Consider the following 16881-nt stretch of genomic DNA (forward strand, 5'->3'; position numbering starts at 1 on the left):
ACAGAGATGCGCGTCACGTCATGCGCCAAGATTTAGCAGTCAACACTCAACCGCGCCCTCACGTTTTTCGCTCGGGCCCCTGCTCCATCACGGAGGCACCATGAAACACCGCTTCTATCCAACACTTGCGGCAGCCGCAGGGCTCACGCTTGTGTTGTCTGCTTGTGGCTCGGGAGGCACGTCCTCGGGCGCCAGTGGCGGTGAACCGGCCACCGACGGGACCTTCCGTTTCGCCCTGCAGGCCGATCCGGGTGCACTCAACCCGATCATGTCGGCCGCCTCGGCGACCGCCGAGTTGTCTCGTTTGGCGTACGACTACCTGATCTACCAGGATCCCGATACCAGTGAAGTCGGACCGTGGTTGGCGGAGAAGTGGGAGGAGACCCCGACCTCGGCGTCCTTCACCATCCGTGACGGGGTGACCTGTACCGACGGATCGACGCTGACACCGCAGACCGTCGCGGACAACATCAACTTCGTGGCCAACCCGGACAACGGTTCACAGTTGCGCGGGTCCTCCGTACCGACCGGCGCCACTGCGACTGCCGATCCGGCAACGCGCACTGTCACGGTGACCACTCCGGCGCCGAGCCCGTTCCTTCTTCTCAACGTCGGTCGCCTGCCGATCCTGTGCGAGGCCGGATTGAAAGATCCGACAGCGTCGAACAAGAAGTCGCTCGGCACCGGCATGTTCGAAGTCACCGAAGTTGCCGCCAACGACCACTACACGTTCCAGCGTCGCGAGGGCTACAACTGGGGCCCCGACGGCACGACCTCCGACACCCCGGGCGTCCCCAAGACGGTCGTCGCCGCCATGTCGCCGAACGTGAGCACCGCCGCAAATCAGCTGCTCTCGGGTGAACTCAACGCAGCTCCGATCGCCGGTCCGGACAAGGACCGCGTCGCGGCAGCCAATCTGGACTCCGTCGGTCGGCCTCTGCCGGCAGGCCAGATGTACTTCAACCAGATCGCGAGTAATCCCACCAGCGATCCCGCAGTGCGCAAGGCCCTGATCCAAGCGGTCGATCTCGACGACCTCACTCAGGTCATCACCGCCGGACACGGCGTCCGGGCAACCAGCCTCGTCGCCGTCGAACCGCGCGCCTGCGTTTACGACTCTGTCGCAGGCAACCTTCCGGACTTCGACCTCACTGCCGCCAAGGCAACACTGGACGGCGCTGGTTGGACCGCCGGCGCTGACGGCAAGCGAAGCAAGGATGGCAAGCCGCTCAATCTCCGCCTCGTGTACGACGGCACCGACGATCCGCGCAACGCGGCGGCCGAACTTGCTCAGTCGGCGTGGTCCGAACTCGGCGCAAACGTCGAGGTGACCGGGGGCGACTCGAACAAGATCATCGACGTCATTCTGAGCGGCAAGGACAACTCTGCCTGGGACATCGCCTGGGTCCAGGTCAACTCCTCGCTGCCCAGCACCTTCACTGCGTACTTTGCCGGGCCGGTTCCCGCAGCAGGCAAGAACTTCGGATCGGTCAGCAACCCCGCCTACGAAGCAGCAGCCACCAAGGCTTCCGGTCTGACCGGTAGCGACGCTTGTGACGCCTGGGCCGACGCCGAGTCGGAGCTCACCAAGACGATCGCGGCCGTGCCCTTCGCAGACTCCGTCATGAACGTGTACTTCAACAAGGCCGGACTCTCATTCGGCAAGTCGCTCAACGGTTCTGCGCTGCGTCTCTACCAGTAGGCCGTCCGCCCACTCCGAAATATCTTCCCGCCCCAGCATCCCGCCCTCCGGAAAGACAGCCCATGAGTCAAACTATTGAAGCCGCGAAACCAGAAGCGGCGCCTCAGGCTCGAGCAAAGTGGCTCGAGTCCGACAGCTGGCCCGCATATCTTCTGCGCCGTTTCGGCACCTTCGTGATTTCACTCTGGGCGCTGGTGACTGCGGCGTTCCTGATGCTCCAACTGATTCCGGGAGACCCGGTTCGGTTGGCACTGGGAATGAACGCACCGGTCGAACTGGTCGAGACAACGAGGTCTCAGCTCGGTTACGACCTTCCCTTGTGGCAGCAGTACTTCCGATTCGTCGGCGGGTTGCTGAGCGGGAATCCCGGTGACTCGATCACCTTGAGGACTCCGGTCTTCGAGGTGATCGCGTCCCGCCTACCGGCAACACTCGAACTGGCTGTACTCACAGTCGTCACGGTGCTGCTAGTGGGCATTCCGATCGGCCTCATCTTCGCTGCACTGACCCGCAACGGTCGACGACGCGGAGTCGAGATCGGTTACACCGCAACGTCGGGCACCATCGCCGTGATCCCCGAGTTCATGTTCGGTACGGCGCTGGTCTACCTCTTTGCCGTCACGTTCCCTGTTCTGCCCGTCGCCGGCCGAGGTGGACCGGAAAGCTACATCCTCCCGGTCGCGGCCATGTCGATCGGTGCCATCGCCTCGATGTCGCGCATCGTCCGTGCAGAGGCACTCGGCGTGTTGGACATGGACTACATCCGTACGGCGCGCGCCAAGCGAATGCCCGTGGCACGAATCTACTTCCGTCATGCAATGCCCAACCTCATGACGTCGACGCTGACGCTCGCCGGACTCCTCCTGGGCGGTCTGATTGCCGGCACCGTGCTCATCGAGAGCATCTTCGCCTGGCCCGGCATGGGCATGGCGCTGGTCAAGTCCATCACCGAGAAGGACTACCCGCTCGCCCAGACACTGGTCGTGATCTACGGCGCCATCGTCCTTCTCATCAATTTCATCGTCGACGTGGTGCTCGCTCTCATCGACCCACGATCCACAATTCGGGAGAACTGAGTTGAGCACCTCACCTACGGCCCCCACTGCGGCCCCCAAGACGCCCCCGCGACGACACTGGATCGTCGGAACGTTCCGCACCCCATTGGGAATCCTGGCCCTCACCTTCCTGACCGCTCTGATCGCCCTCGTCATCTTCGGACCGATGATCTGGGGTGACGCCGCTGTCGCAGCCAACCCGAAGGCACTCTCTCAGGGACCGAGTTCCGAGCACATCTTCGGCACCGACGCCGGCGGGCGTGACGTCTTCGCCCGCACGATGACCGCCGCGAGACTGTCGGTGCTCATGGCTCTCGGAGCCGTCGCACTCGGTGTCACAATTGGCCTGATACTCGGTACGCTCCCGACGCTCGCTCCCCGCTGGGTCGGACGAATGGTCGTGGCATTCCTCAACTTCGCCATCGCATTCCCCGGACTGCTCCTCGCGATCTTCCTGTTGGTCGTTCTCGGACAGGGTGCTGGCAGCGCGGTGATCGCCATCGGTCTCGCCCTGGCCTCGCCGTTCGCGAGGTTGACGTACGCACTGGCTTCGTCGGTCAACGGACGCGACTTCATCGACGCAGCACGCATCCTCGGGGTTACCAAGCCCGGGCTGCTGTTCCGTCACATTCTCCCCAATATCCGTGAACCACTCATCGTCAATGCCAGCATCGCTGTCGGCAGCGGCCTGGTGGTCTTCGCCGGACTCTCGTTCCTCGGCTTGGGCATTCAGCCGCCTGCATTCGACTGGGGCCGGATGCTCAACGAAGGTCTGTCGAAGATCTTCGTCAACCCGGCCACCGCACTCGCCCCCGGCATCGCCGTCGTGCTCGCCGGCTTGACCTTCACGCTGCTCGGCGAGGCCATTGCTCGCGGCGCGGGAGTTCGCAGTCCGATCAGCAGTCGCCTGCCGAAGTGGAAGCCGATCAACCGGAAAACTGCCCAGGCCGATTCGGCGCCCACCGACGAAGACGCGGTACTGACCGTCCGCAACATGTCCGTCGCAGTTCCCGCGGTTGACGACTGGCGTCGCCCCGTCGACAACATCAGTTTTACAGTTCATCGCGGCGAAACCGTGGGCATCGTCGGTGAATCCGGATCCGGAAAGTCACTCAGTTGCATGGCAATCGCGCAGCTGACCGACCACCCCACCGTGGTCGACGCCGGGCTCATCGAGTTCGACGGCACCGTGCTGATGAAGGACGGCAAGCGGCCGGACGACGCGGCTTCGCGCAAGGTTGCCCGCCAACTCGGCACACGTATGGCGATGGTGTTCCAGGATCCGATGTCGTCCATGAATCCGTCTCTCAAGGTCGGATACCAGGTCGCCGAGATCGGTTGGCTCCACGAAGGTATGAGCAAGGCCGACGCGAAGAAGGCAGCAGTCGAGCGACTGAACGCCGTCAAGATCCCCGACGCGCCCAGGCGTGCGAAGCAGTACCCCCACGAGTTCTCCGGCGGCATGCGTCAGCGCGCGATGATCGCCATGGGTCTGATGGGTAAGCCCGCTCTGATCATCGCGGACGAACCCACCACTGCGCTCGACGTGACCGTTCAGCGTGAGGTCCTCGGGCTGCTCCACGAGGTTCGCGAAGAAACCGGCGCCGCAATCCTTCTCATCTCGCACGACATGGCCGTCATCACCGGCATGTGCACCCGTGTCCTCGTCATGTTTGCCGGCGAAATCGTCGAAGACATCGCAGTCGACGATCTGATTGCCGGCCGTGCAAAGCATCCGTACACCCGCGCGCTGATCGCCGCGGTCCCCACCATGAGCACCGATCGCGACAAGCCGCTTGCCACCGTCGACGAAGCCTGGCAGGTGGAGAGCCTCGACGCCGAGGAGAGCACCGCCGACATCGAGTTGGAAGAACTGTTGGCTGTTGCAGAGGAGATCCGATGAGCAGACTCGAATTCCGTGACGTCAACGTCCACCTCGGTAGCGGTTCGAAAAAATTCCACGCCGTCAAGAACATCAATCTCGACATCCCCTCCGGATCGGTGGTCGGTCTCGTCGGTGAATCGGGTTCCGGAAAGTCGACACTGGCGCGAGCAACTGTCGGCCTGGCCGAGCCCAGTTCCGGCCAGATCCTTCTCGACGGTGTGGACGTCGCTCACGCCCGCGGCGCGACGGCTCGTCTGCGCCACCGGATCCAGATGGTCTTCCAAGATCCGTACTCGTGCCTCGACCCGCGAATGACCATCGGCCAGTCACTCGCCGAGGCGCTGCGGTCCACCGAGCGTCGTGACAAAGCTCGGCGCAGCGGCGGCGACCGCGCTGCCGAGGTCGCTCGACTCCTCACCACCGTCCAACTGCCGGTGGAGAAGGCGCACGAATACCCATCGTCGTTGTCGGGTGGTCAGCGCCAACGCGTTGCCCTCGCGCGGGCTTTGGCAGCCGCACCGGCAGTTCTGCTTGCCGACGAAATCACCTCCGCTCTGGACGTGTCCGTGCAGGGCGCGGTTCTGAATCTGTTGGTGGATCTGCAGAAGCAGCTTGGTCTGACGGTTCTGTTCGTCAGTCACAACCTGGCGGTGATCCGCTACGTCTGTGACCACGTCGCAGTCATGCTCGGCGGCGAGATCGTCGAGCACGGGCCGGTTCTCGACGTGATCGATTCGCCCAAGGAGCCGTACACGGCAAAGCTGTTGTCCGCGATCCCGACATTCGGGGAGCCGATGTTCCAATGACAACGCCGACCACTCTCGACTCCCCCGCTGCCGTAGCCCGTGCCGAAGAACGTCGTTCGGCGAGAATCCAGGATTACGCGTCGGTGGTTACACCGACCGACATCGCCGTATCGGCGTCGGGACGCATTGCATACGTACGTACCGAAGCGAATCCGGCTGCGGATACCAACGAGCACTCGATCTGGTTGGCTTCCCCGCAACTACAGCTCACCGCGGGACCTGCCGACACCTCGCCGGCTTGGCATCCCGTTTCGACGCTGTTGGTCTTCGTTCGGCCGGATTCCTCGGGCACACCACAACTGTGGAAGGTCGACGCCACCGGGGGCCCGGCAACACAGCTGACCACCACGGCGCAGCTCCCGCTCGGCGCGGGGGCACCGGTGTTCTCTCCCGACGGCGCTCGGATCGCCTTCAGCGCCCCCGTCGACCGCACTGCCGCCGGATCGTCATGCCTCTTGGTGGCGAAGCGCCTCAACTACAAGGTCGACGGATCCGGTGTCCGGGGCAGCGTTCGGGCGCACCTGTTCGAGTTCGATCTGGCCGCCGGCTCACTACGGCAGCTGACGGACGGCGATTGGGACGCTTCGCATCCCGCGTACAGTCCCGACGGCACCGAACTGGCTTTCACCGCGGCGATGGACGGCGACGCCGATCTGACGCGGGCGAGTTCCGCCTGGACCGTATCGCTGACTGATCTCGCCTCCGCTCCGCGGATGTTGGGGCACGCACGCGGCATCGCAGGACCACTTGCATGGACACCTGCCGGCGACGCGGTCGTAGCCGTCGGTTGGCACACACCGATCATTCACAACAACGAACTTCTTGTCCTGCACCGCGACCAGCGAGTGGAAGACCGCAGCCTGACGTCCGGACTCGACCGAAACGTCATGCCGGGCGGGACCGGTTATCCCGGTGGCGCACCGAGTTTCACCGCCGACGGCGACATCGTCTTCTGCATCCGCAACCACGGCTCCACCGAACTGCACAAGGTCGATTTCGGATCAGGCTCCGTCTCACCACTTCTCACCGGCGAGCAGACAGTGGTCTCAGGCCTTGCCCTGACGTCCGGGCGAGCCGTCGTCGCGCTGGCAACGGCGACATCCTTCGGCGAGGTCGCCGTCATCGACCTCGAGACTCGTGCAGTCGAAACCGTCACCGAATTGAACACGGAACTGACAACTTCCGTCGCGTTTCCAGTCGCCTCCGAGCGTTGGTTCGACATCAGCGACGGCACCCGTGTTCAGGGTTGGATCCTGCGCGACCCGAACGTCACGGGCGCCGGTCCGCTGGTTCTGGACGTCCACGGCGGACCACACAATGCCTGGACCGGAACGCCCACCGTGATGCACGCATACCACGCGGAACTGGTCGCGCTGGGATTCACGGTCTTGATGATCAATCCGCGCGGAAGTGACGGCTACGGAAACGACTTCTTCGACGGTGTGCGGGACGGCTGGGGTGAGGCGGATCGTGCCGACCTGCTCGAACCGGTCGAAACCCTTGTCGCCGAGGGGATGGCCGATCCGAAGCAACTGGTACTCACGGGCTACAGCTACGGCGGATTCATGACGTGCGCCCTGACGTCCGTCACCGATCGGTTTGCCGTCGCAGTCGCCGGTGGGCTCGTTTGCGACATCGCGAACACAGCCGGCCCCTCGGACGAGGGCATCTTGCTGCAGACGGTCGAATTCGACCCGCAGTCATCTCGGGTACGGGAACTTTCGCCGCTGGGGCGAGTCTCCCAGGTGACGACACCGACGCTGATCCTTCACGGCGGCAGCGACGTCCGTTGCCCGGTCAACCAGGCCGAACAGTGGTTCGGTGGACTGCGTTTGGCCGGCACCCCGACCGAGTTGGTGGTTTTCCCGGACGCGTCACATGCCTTCGTGTTGACGGGTCGGCCGTCCCACCGACTGGAGTACAGCACTCGTCTCGTCGACTGGATCGAACGGCACCTCTCCCCCAAGCCCGCACTGACCACGGTCGATCCCGACTACTGGCAGTACCGACTCGACACCCTGAGTGCGAAGTACGGGGTGCCCGGCGCCTCACTGGGAATTCTGACCACAACCCGCAGCGGATTCTCCCGCACCGTGGTCACGTCCGGTGTCGTCAGTACCCGCACCGGCGTCGCGGCTACGCCCGACACGTTGTTCCAGATGGGTTCGATCAGCAAGGTCTGGACGGCCACCCTGATCATGCAGCTCGTCGAAGAAGGATTGCTGGATCTCGACTCACCTGTCCGGAACATCTTGCCGGACTTCGCAGTTGCCGACGCGGTAGCCACCGAAACGGTCACGACTCGCCATCTGTTGACTCACACCAGTGGCATCGACGGTGACGTTTTCATCGACGGCGGACGCGGCGACGACTGCGTCGAGCGATACGTCGCAGAACTGAAATCAACGGTGCAGCTCTTCGCCCCCGGCACCGATTGGTCGTACTGCAACACCGGCTTCGTGATCGCCGGACGAATCATCGAGGTTCTCCGAGGTAAGAGTTGGGACGCGGTTCTGCGCGAGCGGATCATCGAACCGCTCGGCCTGACCAAAACCACGACCCTGCCTGAGGAGACGGCACTGCACCGCGCTGCAGTCGGGCACGTCGGCGCTGCCGACGACCTCGAGCAGACACCACAATTCCTCATCCCTCGCTCGATGGGCCCCGCCGGCCTCATCAACAGCACGGCCGAAGATCTACTCCTGTTCGCTCAGGACTCGATGCGCGAGGACCCGGTTCTCCTTCGGCGTTCCACTCATCTGGCGATGCTCGAGGAGCGCCGCCAGATCGGTGACGTGTCGTCAGCGGACATCATGGGAACCACGTGGTTGCTGCACAATTGGGGCGGTGTACTGGCTCATGGCCACAATGGCGGAACTCTCGGCCAGCAGTCGTTCTTGCGAGTGGTGCCGTCGTGCGGTCTAGCCGTGGTCCTGATGGCCAACGGTGGAGCAATGGACGCTCTCTCCGGCGATCTTCTGGCTGAAGTAATCGGTTCCATAGGCGGCGTCAGTGTGACACCGGCATTCTCGCCTGGTGACCCCCACACCCGCGTCACGTCCTCACCTGAAGAACTCGATGCGCTGTGCGGCCTGTACCGCGATGCCGCAGCCGATTTCGTCTTGGAAAGGACCGGCGGTTCCCTGACCGCCCGCCGCACCGATCACATCGACCCTTCGGTCACCGCCGAAAGCGCAGAGTCCGTCTCTCTCAGCCTGATCGAAGTTCACCCTGGAGTGTTCGGGACCCGACTCCCTCAATCAGCAGGTTGGATCCGGATCACTTTCTCCGACAACGGGAGTACACAATTGCTACACGTCGGAAGCCGCGCGTATCCGCGAGTGAACAACCGATGACCATTCTCCGCGATCTGGCCGAGCGCCAACTTCCTCAGATCCTCGAGGACGCCATCGCGCTCATCGAAGTCGAGTCGCCGTCACACGATCTCGAAGCTGTTGCCCGCAGCGCGAAGTGGACGTCAGACCTTGTCCACGAACGACTCAGCGTGACACCGGAGTCGATAGTGACGGAAGGCCGTACCCATCTGGTGACCCGTTTCGGCAGCTCACCGACGCGGCTGATGCTGCTCGGTCATCATGACACCGTGTGGCCGATCGGCACCCTGACACGCCTGCCCGCAGCCGTCACCGACGGAGCGCTCCGAGGTCCGGGCGGACTCGACATGAAACTTGGTGTCGTTCAGGCAATCCACGCCCTCGCTATCGTCCGGGAGCTGCACGGCGACGATGCACTCGACGGAATCACACTCCTCGTGACCGGTGACGAAGAAATCGGTTCACCCACGTCGCGGTCCCTCATCGAGGAACTTGCGGCAGGCGCGGTACTGGTTCTCGAGGCCGGCGGTGACGGTGGCGAACTGAAGACTGTCCGCAAGGGAGTGTCGCTGTATCGGATCCATGTTGCCGGTCGCGCCGCCCACGCCGGGCTGGAGCCGGAAAAAGGCATCAACGCTGCAGTAGAACTGGCTCGTCTCGTGATCGCGATCAACGACTTGTCCTCGCCGGCGCAGGCAACCACCGTCACCCCGACTGTCATTTCAGCCGGAACCACAACCAACACCGTTCCGGCAGAAGCCTTCGTCGACGTGGACGTGCGCGCGACCAGCGCTGCCGAGCAGGAGCGCGTCGATGCGAATATCCGAGCCCTGCAGGCAATCCACCCCGAAGCCGTAGTCACGGTCTCGGGTGGTGTCAACCGTCCACCTCTCGAAGCGAAGATGTCCGCACCGTTGCTGGCGTTGGCGGAACGCGTTGCGCTCGAGCATGATCTGACTCCGCCCGTCGGCCTCGCCGTAGGCGGAGCCTCGGACGGAAACTTCACTGCCGGTATCGGTATCCCCACCCTCGACGGCCTCGGTGGCGTCGGCGGCGGTGCACACGCCGAGACCGAGCATGCGCTCGTGTCCGCAATCGCTCCGAGGACGGCGTTGGTTGCGGGCCTTATTCGTTCGATCACGTCTGAAGGGGGCCCTCGTGTCGAAAAGCAAAGCGGTTGAGTTTCGAGAACTGGTCGATACCCGCGAAATAGCCGATCTATCCGCCGTTTTCGACGAGATCTGGGCTACCAGTCCCGGACCGGCTCATTTCGGCACTGCGATGTTGGTTGCGCTTCACCACGGTGGTCACTACGTGGTGGGAGCCTTTTCCGAAGGCGAAATGATCGGTGGTTGCGTCGGATTCTTCGTCGAGCCTCTCGGCGAGGTTCTGCACTCACACATCGCCGGAGTACTACCGGGACACGCAGGCAAGGGAATCGGCCGCGCCCTCAAGCATCATCAGCGAGACTGGTGCATCGAGCGCGGCGTCAAGACGATCCGGTGGACCTTCGATCCACTGGTCGCACGAAATGCCTATTTCAACATTCAGCGTCTCGGAGCCGAACCGGCCGAATACAACCCGGATTTCTACGGGTCGATGGCAGACGGAATCAATGCAGGCGACGCCAGCGATCGTATGCTCGTCAGTTGGGACCTCGACGTCGGTGGATCTCCGAGTTCTACTGTGGCCGTGAATGATACATTCAAGGTGCTTCAACCCACCGAAGACGGTACACCTCGAATGCTCCCGATCCCACCCGACTGCGTCGATATCGCAGTCGGAATACCCAGAGACATCGAGCATCTGAGAACAGTCGACCGCGCCTCTGCCTTTGCCTGGCGACACGCGCTTCGCGAGTACCTCGAACCACTGATCGCCTCGAAGGAATGGCAATCGACCGGCTTCGACCCCAGCGGCTATTACATGTTCACGAAAATCTGCGAGACAACCGGAGAAGAGCAAGTCCATGCACATTGAGTCCGTCGAATTGCGCGAACTGCGCATCCCTCTCGTCTCCCCCTTCACCACGTCATTCAGCACCCAGCTCGAGCGCAACACCCTCGTCCTGAAAGTGAGCGGCACCACCGACGGCCCCAACGGTCCGGTGGAGACCGTCGGCTGGGGCGAGTGCGGCTCGCTCAGCGATCCGTACTACAACTCCGAATACACCGCTGGTGCGCGGGCGATGCTTCGCGAGTATCTCGTTCCGACGCTGCGTAAGTCGCAGTCGGATCAGCCGCTCTCGGCCGAGACGGTCGGCAGCGTACTTCACCACGTCGTGGGTCACCAGATGTCGAAGTCGGCTATCGAAATGGCAATCCTCGATGCTGAATTGCGCGCTCGTGGACAGTCTTTCGCTCGGTACCTCGGTGCCACTCGCACTCGGGTGCCCTCGGGAGTGTCCGTCGGCATCCAGGACAGCATTCCGCAGCTACTCGAAACCGTCGGTAATTATCTGTCGCAGGGTTACGTACGAATCAAACTGAAGATCAAGCCGGGCTGGGACATCGCTCCCGTCGCTGCGGTGCGCAAGGAGTTCGGCTACGACGTTCCTCTGCAGGTCGACGCGAACGCCGCGTACACCCTCGTCGACGCGCAGTTGCTCCGTCGCCTGGACGAATTCGCACTGCTCCTCATCGAACAGCCGCTGGCCGAGGACGATTTGGTGCAGCACGCCAAGCTCGCCCAGTCCCTTTCGACTCCGATCTGCCTCGACGAGTCGGTCGAGTCGGCCAAGGATGCGGCGGATGCCATCACGCTCGGTGCCGCTTCGGTCGTCAACATCAAGCCGAGCCGTGTCGGTGGATATCTGGAAGCCAAGCGCATCCACGATCTCGCCTCGGCACACGGTATTGCGGTGTGGTGCGGCGGAATGCTCGAGACCGGAATCGGCCGCGCCGCCAACGCAGCCCTCGCGGCGCTGGACGGATTCACGCTGCCCGGCGACATCTCGGCGTCCGATCGCTTCTACAAGGAAGACATCACCGAACCTTTTGTCATCGAGGACGGCCACATCGCCGTGCCGCAGGGACCGGGCTTCGGTGTGACTCCGCGCGAAGACGTCATGGATCGCTTCACGGTCGGAACCGAGATTCTGTAGGTCCGTCACACAGTCACGCAGCAGCCACCTCCACCTTCACCCCGGAGGTGGCTGTTCGTCGTTTGTGTCGGTAGGGGGGTGCATAGTGATTCGGACATGACGTTCTGCACCGAAAGGCCCCCGATGAGTAGCTGGTCCGATCGCCCAATCTGCGCGTTCGACCTCGAGACCACGGGGCGGGATCCGTCGACCGCTCGTATCGTCAGTGCCTGCGTCGCGGTGATCGACGGTTCGAGTGTCGAAACACGCACGTGGCTACTCGATCCCGGCGTCGACATCCCCGCCGGCGCCTCGGCTGTTCACGGCATCAGCACCGAGTTCGCGGCGCAACACGGCCAGGATTATTCCGAGGGCTACGAAGAGATTCGCGAGGCTCTGCACAATTCCTGGGCGCGCGATCACGCCGTCGTGGCGTTCAATGCCTCCTATGATCTGACGGTCATGCATGCCGAGGGTCTGCGCATCGGCAAGCCTGCATTCGTTCCGGGGTTGGTGATCGATCCGTACGTGATCGATCGGGCGATGGATACGTTCCGCAAGGGCAAGCGAACGCTTGCGGCCGTGTGCGAGCACTACGGAATTTCATTGGAGTCGGCGCACGAAGCCGAGGCCGATGCCAAAGCTGCGGCAGCGTTGGCCCGCGAGTTGGCCGTGCGGTTCCCCGACATCCTGGGGCTCGATCTCATGGTCGATCAAGCCGATTGGCACGCCGAGCGGCAACGCGATTTCGCCGAGTACCTTCTCAGCCAAGGGAGGGACGTGGCAGATGTGAACGGCCAGTGGCCGATTCGCATCATCGCCTGACGTCCTCCCCGGCTCGGACGACCGCGCGCTACGCCGGGACCGGCGGCCACACCGGCGCAATGGACCACGGACGGGCTGTTTCGAGCTGCGACGCAACCTGAATCAGCAGATCTTCACGGCCGAACGCGCCGACCAACTGCACGCCGATCGGAACGCCGGCCGAGTCATGACCCATCGGCAAGGAAATCGCCGGCTGACCTGAACTGTTGAACGGACTGGTCAAGCCGCTGTACCCGGCCGAATGCTCCCAGATCGACATAGGATTCGCCGTATCGAGCAGACCGAGCGGAGCTGCCGGCCGAGCCATCGTCGGAGTCAGCAACAGGTCGTGATCGACAAAGAACGCACCGATCACCTGGGCGGCCCGCTCGAGTTCCTGCAGCGCCTTGACGACGTTCGTCGCACTTTCGGACTTCGCGCGGTCGTAGATCATCCGCGCCATCGGCTCGAGGTCGTCGTCGCGGATCGCGCGGTTCAGGGCGTCGAGTCGTTCGTCGACCTCGATCGTCATCGGAATGCCCATCAACACCGACAGCCCGGCAGTGAGCGCATCGAGCGGAAAGTTCGGGGCACTCTCGGTGACATCGTGACCGAGTTCTTCGAGCAGGCCGGCAACACCGGTCGCGACGGCCGAGCACTCCGGGTCCACCGGTGTGCCGTCAGGAAGAGCGTTACTCAGACCGATCCGCAACCGTCCGGGATCGGCACCCACTTCCTCGATGTACGGCCGCTTCGGCGCCAGGATCACGTAAGGATCGCCCACTGTCGGCCCGGCGGACAGATCGAGAAGCAACGCAGTGTCGCGGACACTTCGGGTGAGCGCGTGATGAACACTCATCGGCGACGAGAAGAGCGTGCGCGCCGGTGCCGTCGGAGTACGTCCTCGGCTCGGCTTGAGGCCTACCAGGCCGCAGGCCGATGCGGGAATACGGATCGATCCACCACCGTCGCTGGCATGCCCGCCTGGCACGATCCCGACGGCAACAGCTACAGCCGTGCCACCCGAAGATCCGCCGGGCGAACGATCAAGGGCGTAAGGGTTACGGGTGGGTCCGAACAGCGCAGGTTCGGTACTCGCGTTCTTGCCGAACTCCGGGGTGTTCGTCTTGCCGATGACAACCAGACCAGCCTGGCGGTAGCGCTCGACGAGCGTCGAATCTTTTTCTGCCACAGCGTCGGCGAACAATCGAGATCCATTGGTGCTCGGCAATCCTGCGACGTCCATGCCGAGGTCTTTGATCACGAACGGGACGCCCTGCAGTGGACCATCCGGCAGGCCGCCTGATACCTCGTTGCGCGCTTCCTCTCGACGCTCACTGATCACCGCGTTGACTGCCGGGTTGCGCTCGTCGAGCCTGTCCAGACTGAACTCGAGGACTTCCTTGGCGGAGACGTCGCCGCTCTTGATCGCTTCGGCCAGGCCGGTCATGTCGTTGTTGTCGAACAAATCCTGCATCGATGCCCTCATCACTCGTGTCGAACTCTGCCGATAGTGAGGTCCGTCATATCAACCGGAGTGGCGACGCAGTTCCGAAATTCCGCTTGGCGGGACCGATCAGAGAATCAAGCCCTCACAGAATCAAACCCTGCCGCCGCGCTTCCACGACCGCTTCGTGACGACTGCGGACGTCGAGTTTTCCCATCAGATTCCTCATGTACGTCTTGATCGTTTCGACGCTCAGGGACAACCTCTCGGCGATCTCGGCATTGCGCAGTCCGAGAGCGACGTACCCCATCACCTCCCGCTCGCGTGGCGACAGGACAACGGTGTTCGCGACTGGAGTGTTCGCGGAAGGTTTCGGCGACGCCAACGCCCGCAACTTTGCCTCGACCGCGAGGACCTGCGCGCTGAGAGCCATGTCCTCGAGGTTCGCCGCGATCTCACCGAGCGCCAGGACGCTCTCGGTCAACCCTTCGGATATCTGGGCATCGCGGTTCGAACCATGTTCCACCGCAGCGGTATCGAGCATCGCCACCCGACGATCCACTTCGTCGCGAATCTCGAATTCTCGGGCCAACGCGTACGACGATCGCATCATCGTCTCGGCGATCACGTCGCCGATCGGCAGGTTGGCACGCAGTCCTCCGTAGATCGCTCCGCGAGTAACCCCGCGTACGACGATGGGGACTGCCATCAAGGATTCGATCGCTTCGGTGCCCACTTCGTAGTCGTAGTCGTGAGTGATGTGCGACGAGTTCGCGTAGTCCTGGACCGCGCCCGGTCGTTGTTCTGCGATCGCCCGACCGCCGAGTCCGCATTCGGCGTCGATCCGCAGGTTTCGCAGGATGTTGCTGCGCGTGCCGACGTGACCGGTGATGGTCAGCGACCGGTCGCTGACGCAGCCGCCGAACAGAACCGGCAACTCGGTTTTGGGGTGCAGCCGACGCAGTTCGGCGCGCAACGCGTCGTCGTCGCTCGGTCTCAGTACCCTGTTCACTCTCACCTCCACGTACCCAATTCAGAGGGTAGCGGCACCTTTGGCTGGGCAATAGCGTGCATCCAGGCCATTTGTAGTGCCGATCACACTTATCGTGACACCAACCGTGCCACGTCGCCTTCGGAGGAACCGTGTCTGTCCCGACAGCTGTTGCAGCCAACAACACCCCGCTCAGTCCGCTGCGTTTTCTCGAGCGCAGCGCCGCGGTGTTCCCCGAGCGCACCGCCGTCGTTCACGGCGACCGGACCTACTCGTACCGAGAGTTCGGTGACGAGGTCGCGGCTCTGGCCCGCGTCCTGCGTGAACGCATTCAGCCCGGTGACCGCGTCGCATACCTGGCGCCGAACGTACCCGAGATGCTGTTCGCGCATTTTGCCGTTCCCCTCGCCGGCGGGGTCCTGATCGCCCTGAACTCACGCCTCGCCGGTCCCGAACTCGAATACATTCTCGATCACTCGGGAACCACGATCCTGTTCGTGGACTCCGAATTCGTCGGTTCGGTCACCTCGTCCAAGGCAAACGTGGGGAGCCTGCGTGAGATCGTCGAGATCCCGGACTCCACCGTCCCCTATCCGGACGTTCCCACCGGAATCGTCACCGGGCAGTACGCCGATCTGATTGCCGAAGGCGAAGCTCTCTCCGATCAGCCACTGCACTGGGGCGTCGACGACGAGCAGCAGTGCATCGCCATCAACTACACCTCGGGTACCACCGGAAAACCCAAGGGCGTCATGTACTCCCACCGCGGGGCGTACCTGAACTCGCTCGGCGAGACATTCCACAACGGCTTCGACGGAGCGACGAAGTATCTGTGGACACTGCCGATGTTCCACTGCAACGGGTGGTGCACGCCGTGGGCCGTCACTCAGGCCGCGGGCACACACATCTGCCTGCGCGCGGTCCGCGCCGATGCGATCTGGGACGCCATCGACAATCTGGGCGTGACACATCTGTGCGGCGCTCCTACCGTCTGCTCCACCATCGCCGACGCAGACCAGGCCCACAAGGTCGACGCCTTGCGCATCACCACCGCCGGCGCTCCCCCGTCACCGACGATCATCGGAAAACTCGAAGACATCGGTGTCACCGTGGTTCACGTCTACGGCCTCACCGAGGTGTACGGCCCCTACACGATCTGCGAATACCAGGAAGCCTGGGACGACAAGCCGCAGTCCGAGCGCGCCGCACTTCTCTCGCGGCAGGGAGTCGGCATGGTGCAGGCCGAAAATGCTCGCGTTGTCGATGCCGAGATGAACGACGTCCCCGCCGACGGCCAGACCATGGGTGAGATCGTGCTCCGCGGCAACAACGTGATGCTCGGGTACTACCGCGACGAGGCCGCGACAGCCGAAGCATTTGCCGGTGGTTGGTTCCATTCCGGCGACCTCGGCGTCATGCATCCCGACGGATACATCCAGCTCAAGGACCGCGCGAAGGACATCATCATCTCAGGCGGCGAGAACATCTCCACCGTCGAGGTCGAGCAGGCGATCATGAGTCACCCCGCGGTGATCGACGTGGCAGTCGTCGGCGTTCCGGACGAGAAGTGGGGCGAGCGCCCGAAGGCATTCGTGGTGCTGGGCAAGGGATTACAGGCATCCGCCGAAGACATCGTCGAGCACACCCGCACTTTGCTGGCCGGGTACAAGGTTCCCCGCGACATCGTCTTCCCGCTCGACCTTCCTCGCACCCCCACCGGCAAGGTTCTCAAGTTCCAGCTACGCGCCGACAACTGACGCCGACGAAACCTGGA

The 16881-nt window shown here is 63.3% G+C and carries 12 protein-coding genes; 10 read left to right on the forward strand and 2 right to left on the reverse strand.

Annotation, left to right across the window (positions count from 1 at the left end; genetic code table 11):
• Nucleotides 1-100 precede the first annotated feature (100 nt).
• The 9 genes from RHP72_RS24065 (at nt 101) to RHP72_RS24105 (ending at nt 12690) form a co-directional block, all read left to right on the forward strand.
• The gene (locus RHP72_RS24065) at nt 101-1702 is read left to right on the forward strand and encodes an ABC transporter substrate-binding protein (protein WP_083056733.1); all 1602 of its coding nucleotides are present in this window, start codon (nt 101-103) and stop codon (nt 1700-1702) included.
• A 62-nt stretch (nt 1703-1764) separates the two neighbouring features.
• On the forward strand, nt 1765-2778 hold the full coding sequence (locus tag RHP72_RS24070; protein WP_003940249.1) for an ABC transporter permease: 1014 nt from the start codon (nt 1765-1767) through the stop codon (nt 2776-2778).
• Between the two features lies 1 nt (nt 2779).
• Nucleotides 2780-4660, forward strand: coding sequence for a dipeptide/oligopeptide/nickel ABC transporter permease/ATP-binding protein (locus RHP72_RS24075; RefSeq protein ID WP_311093913.1), 1881 nt, complete (start codon nt 2780-2782; stop codon nt 4658-4660).
• Complete coding sequence (locus RHP72_RS24080) at nt 4657-5448, forward strand: ATP-binding cassette domain-containing protein (RefSeq protein WP_311093914.1); 792 nt, start codon at nt 4657-4659, stop codon at nt 5446-5448. Before RHP72_RS24075 ends, RHP72_RS24080 begins: the two co-directional genes overlap by 4 nt.
• Nucleotides 5445-8804, forward strand: coding sequence for a serine hydrolase (locus RHP72_RS24085; protein WP_311093915.1), 3360 nt, complete (start codon nt 5445-5447; stop codon nt 8802-8804). Before RHP72_RS24080 ends, RHP72_RS24085 begins: the two co-directional genes overlap by 4 nt.
• Nucleotides 8801-9964 (forward strand): M20/M25/M40 family metallo-hydrolase, encoded by a 1164-nt coding sequence (locus RHP72_RS24090; RefSeq protein WP_311093916.1) that lies wholly within the window; start codon nt 8801-8803, stop codon nt 9962-9964. The genes RHP72_RS24085 and RHP72_RS24090 overlap by 4 nt, the downstream gene beginning before the upstream one ends.
• The gene (locus tag RHP72_RS24095) at nt 9942-10763 is read left to right on the forward strand and encodes a GNAT family N-acetyltransferase (RefSeq protein WP_030535170.1); all 822 of its coding nucleotides are present in this window, start codon (nt 9942-9944) and stop codon (nt 10761-10763) included. The genes RHP72_RS24090 and RHP72_RS24095 overlap by 23 nt, the downstream gene beginning before the upstream one ends.
• Nucleotides 10753-11886 (forward strand): o-succinylbenzoate synthase, encoded by a 1134-nt coding sequence (menC, locus tag RHP72_RS24100; RefSeq protein WP_311093917.1) that lies wholly within the window; start codon nt 10753-10755, stop codon nt 11884-11886. The genes RHP72_RS24095 and menC overlap by 11 nt, the downstream gene beginning before the upstream one ends.
• 123 nt (nt 11887-12009) lie before the next feature.
• Entirely contained in the window at nt 12010-12690 is a 681-nt protein-coding gene (locus tag RHP72_RS24105; RefSeq protein ID WP_003940028.1) for a 3'-5' exonuclease, read from the forward strand.
• Nucleotides 12691-12718: 28 nt separating this feature from the next.
• On the opposite strand, the gene RHP72_RS24110 is transcribed toward RHP72_RS24105, so the two are convergent.
• Together RHP72_RS24110 and RHP72_RS24115 are read right to left on the reverse strand one after the other, a co-directional pair.
• On the reverse strand, nt 12719-14146 hold the full coding sequence (locus tag RHP72_RS24110) for an amidase (protein WP_003940167.1): 1428 nt from the start codon (nt 14144-14146) through the stop codon (nt 12719-12721).
• Between the two features lie 115 nt (nt 14147-14261).
• Nucleotides 14262-15128 (reverse strand): response regulator transcription factor, encoded by an 867-nt coding sequence (locus tag RHP72_RS24115; RefSeq protein WP_007731357.1) that lies wholly within the window; start codon nt 15126-15128, stop codon nt 14262-14264.
• Nucleotides 15129-15259: 131 nt separating this feature from the next.
• Here RHP72_RS24115 and RHP72_RS24120 point away from each other — a divergent pair, with 131 nt between their 5' ends.
• Nucleotides 15260-16864: an acyl--CoA ligase family protein gene (locus RHP72_RS24120; RefSeq protein ID WP_030535166.1), complete on the forward strand. Its 1605-nt coding sequence runs from the start codon at nt 15260-15262 to the stop codon at nt 16862-16864.
• Nucleotides 16865-16881 lie beyond the last annotated feature (17 nt).

The sequence above is a fragment of the Rhodococcus sp. SG20037 genome (genome assembly GCF_031763325.1).
Classification (GTDB): Bacteria; Actinomycetota; Actinomycetes; order Mycobacteriales; family Mycobacteriaceae; genus Rhodococcus_F; species Rhodococcus_F qingshengii.

Excerpts from the sequence above, each read along its gene's own strand:
- RHP72_RS24065 (WP_083056733.1), top strand. The coding sequence starts at position 101 with ATGAAACACCGCTTCTATCCAACACTTGCGGCAGCCGCAGGGCTCACG.
- RHP72_RS24070 (WP_003940249.1), top strand. The coding sequence starts at position 1,765 with ATGAGTCAAACTATTGAAGCCGCGAAACCAGAAGCGGCGCCTCAGGCT.
- RHP72_RS24080 (WP_311093914.1), top strand. The coding sequence starts at position 4,657 with ATGAGCAGACTCGAATTCCGTGACGTCAACGTCCACCTCGGTAGCGGT.
- RHP72_RS24085 (WP_311093915.1), top strand. The coding sequence starts at position 5,445 with ATGACAACGCCGACCACTCTCGACTCCCCCGCTGCCGTAGCCCGTGCC.
- RHP72_RS24090 (WP_311093916.1), top strand. The coding sequence starts at position 8,801 with ATGACCATTCTCCGCGATCTGGCCGAGCGCCAACTTCCTCAGATCCTC.
- menC (WP_311093917.1), top strand. The coding sequence starts at position 10,753 with ATGCACATTGAGTCCGTCGAATTGCGCGAACTGCGCATCCCTCTCGTC.
- RHP72_RS24105 (WP_003940028.1), top strand. The coding sequence starts at position 12,010 with ATGAGTAGCTGGTCCGATCGCCCAATCTGCGCGTTCGACCTCGAGACC.
- RHP72_RS24110 (WP_003940167.1), bottom strand. The coding sequence starts at position 14,146 with ATGCAGGATTTGTTCGACAACAACGACATGACCGGCCTGGCCGAAGCG.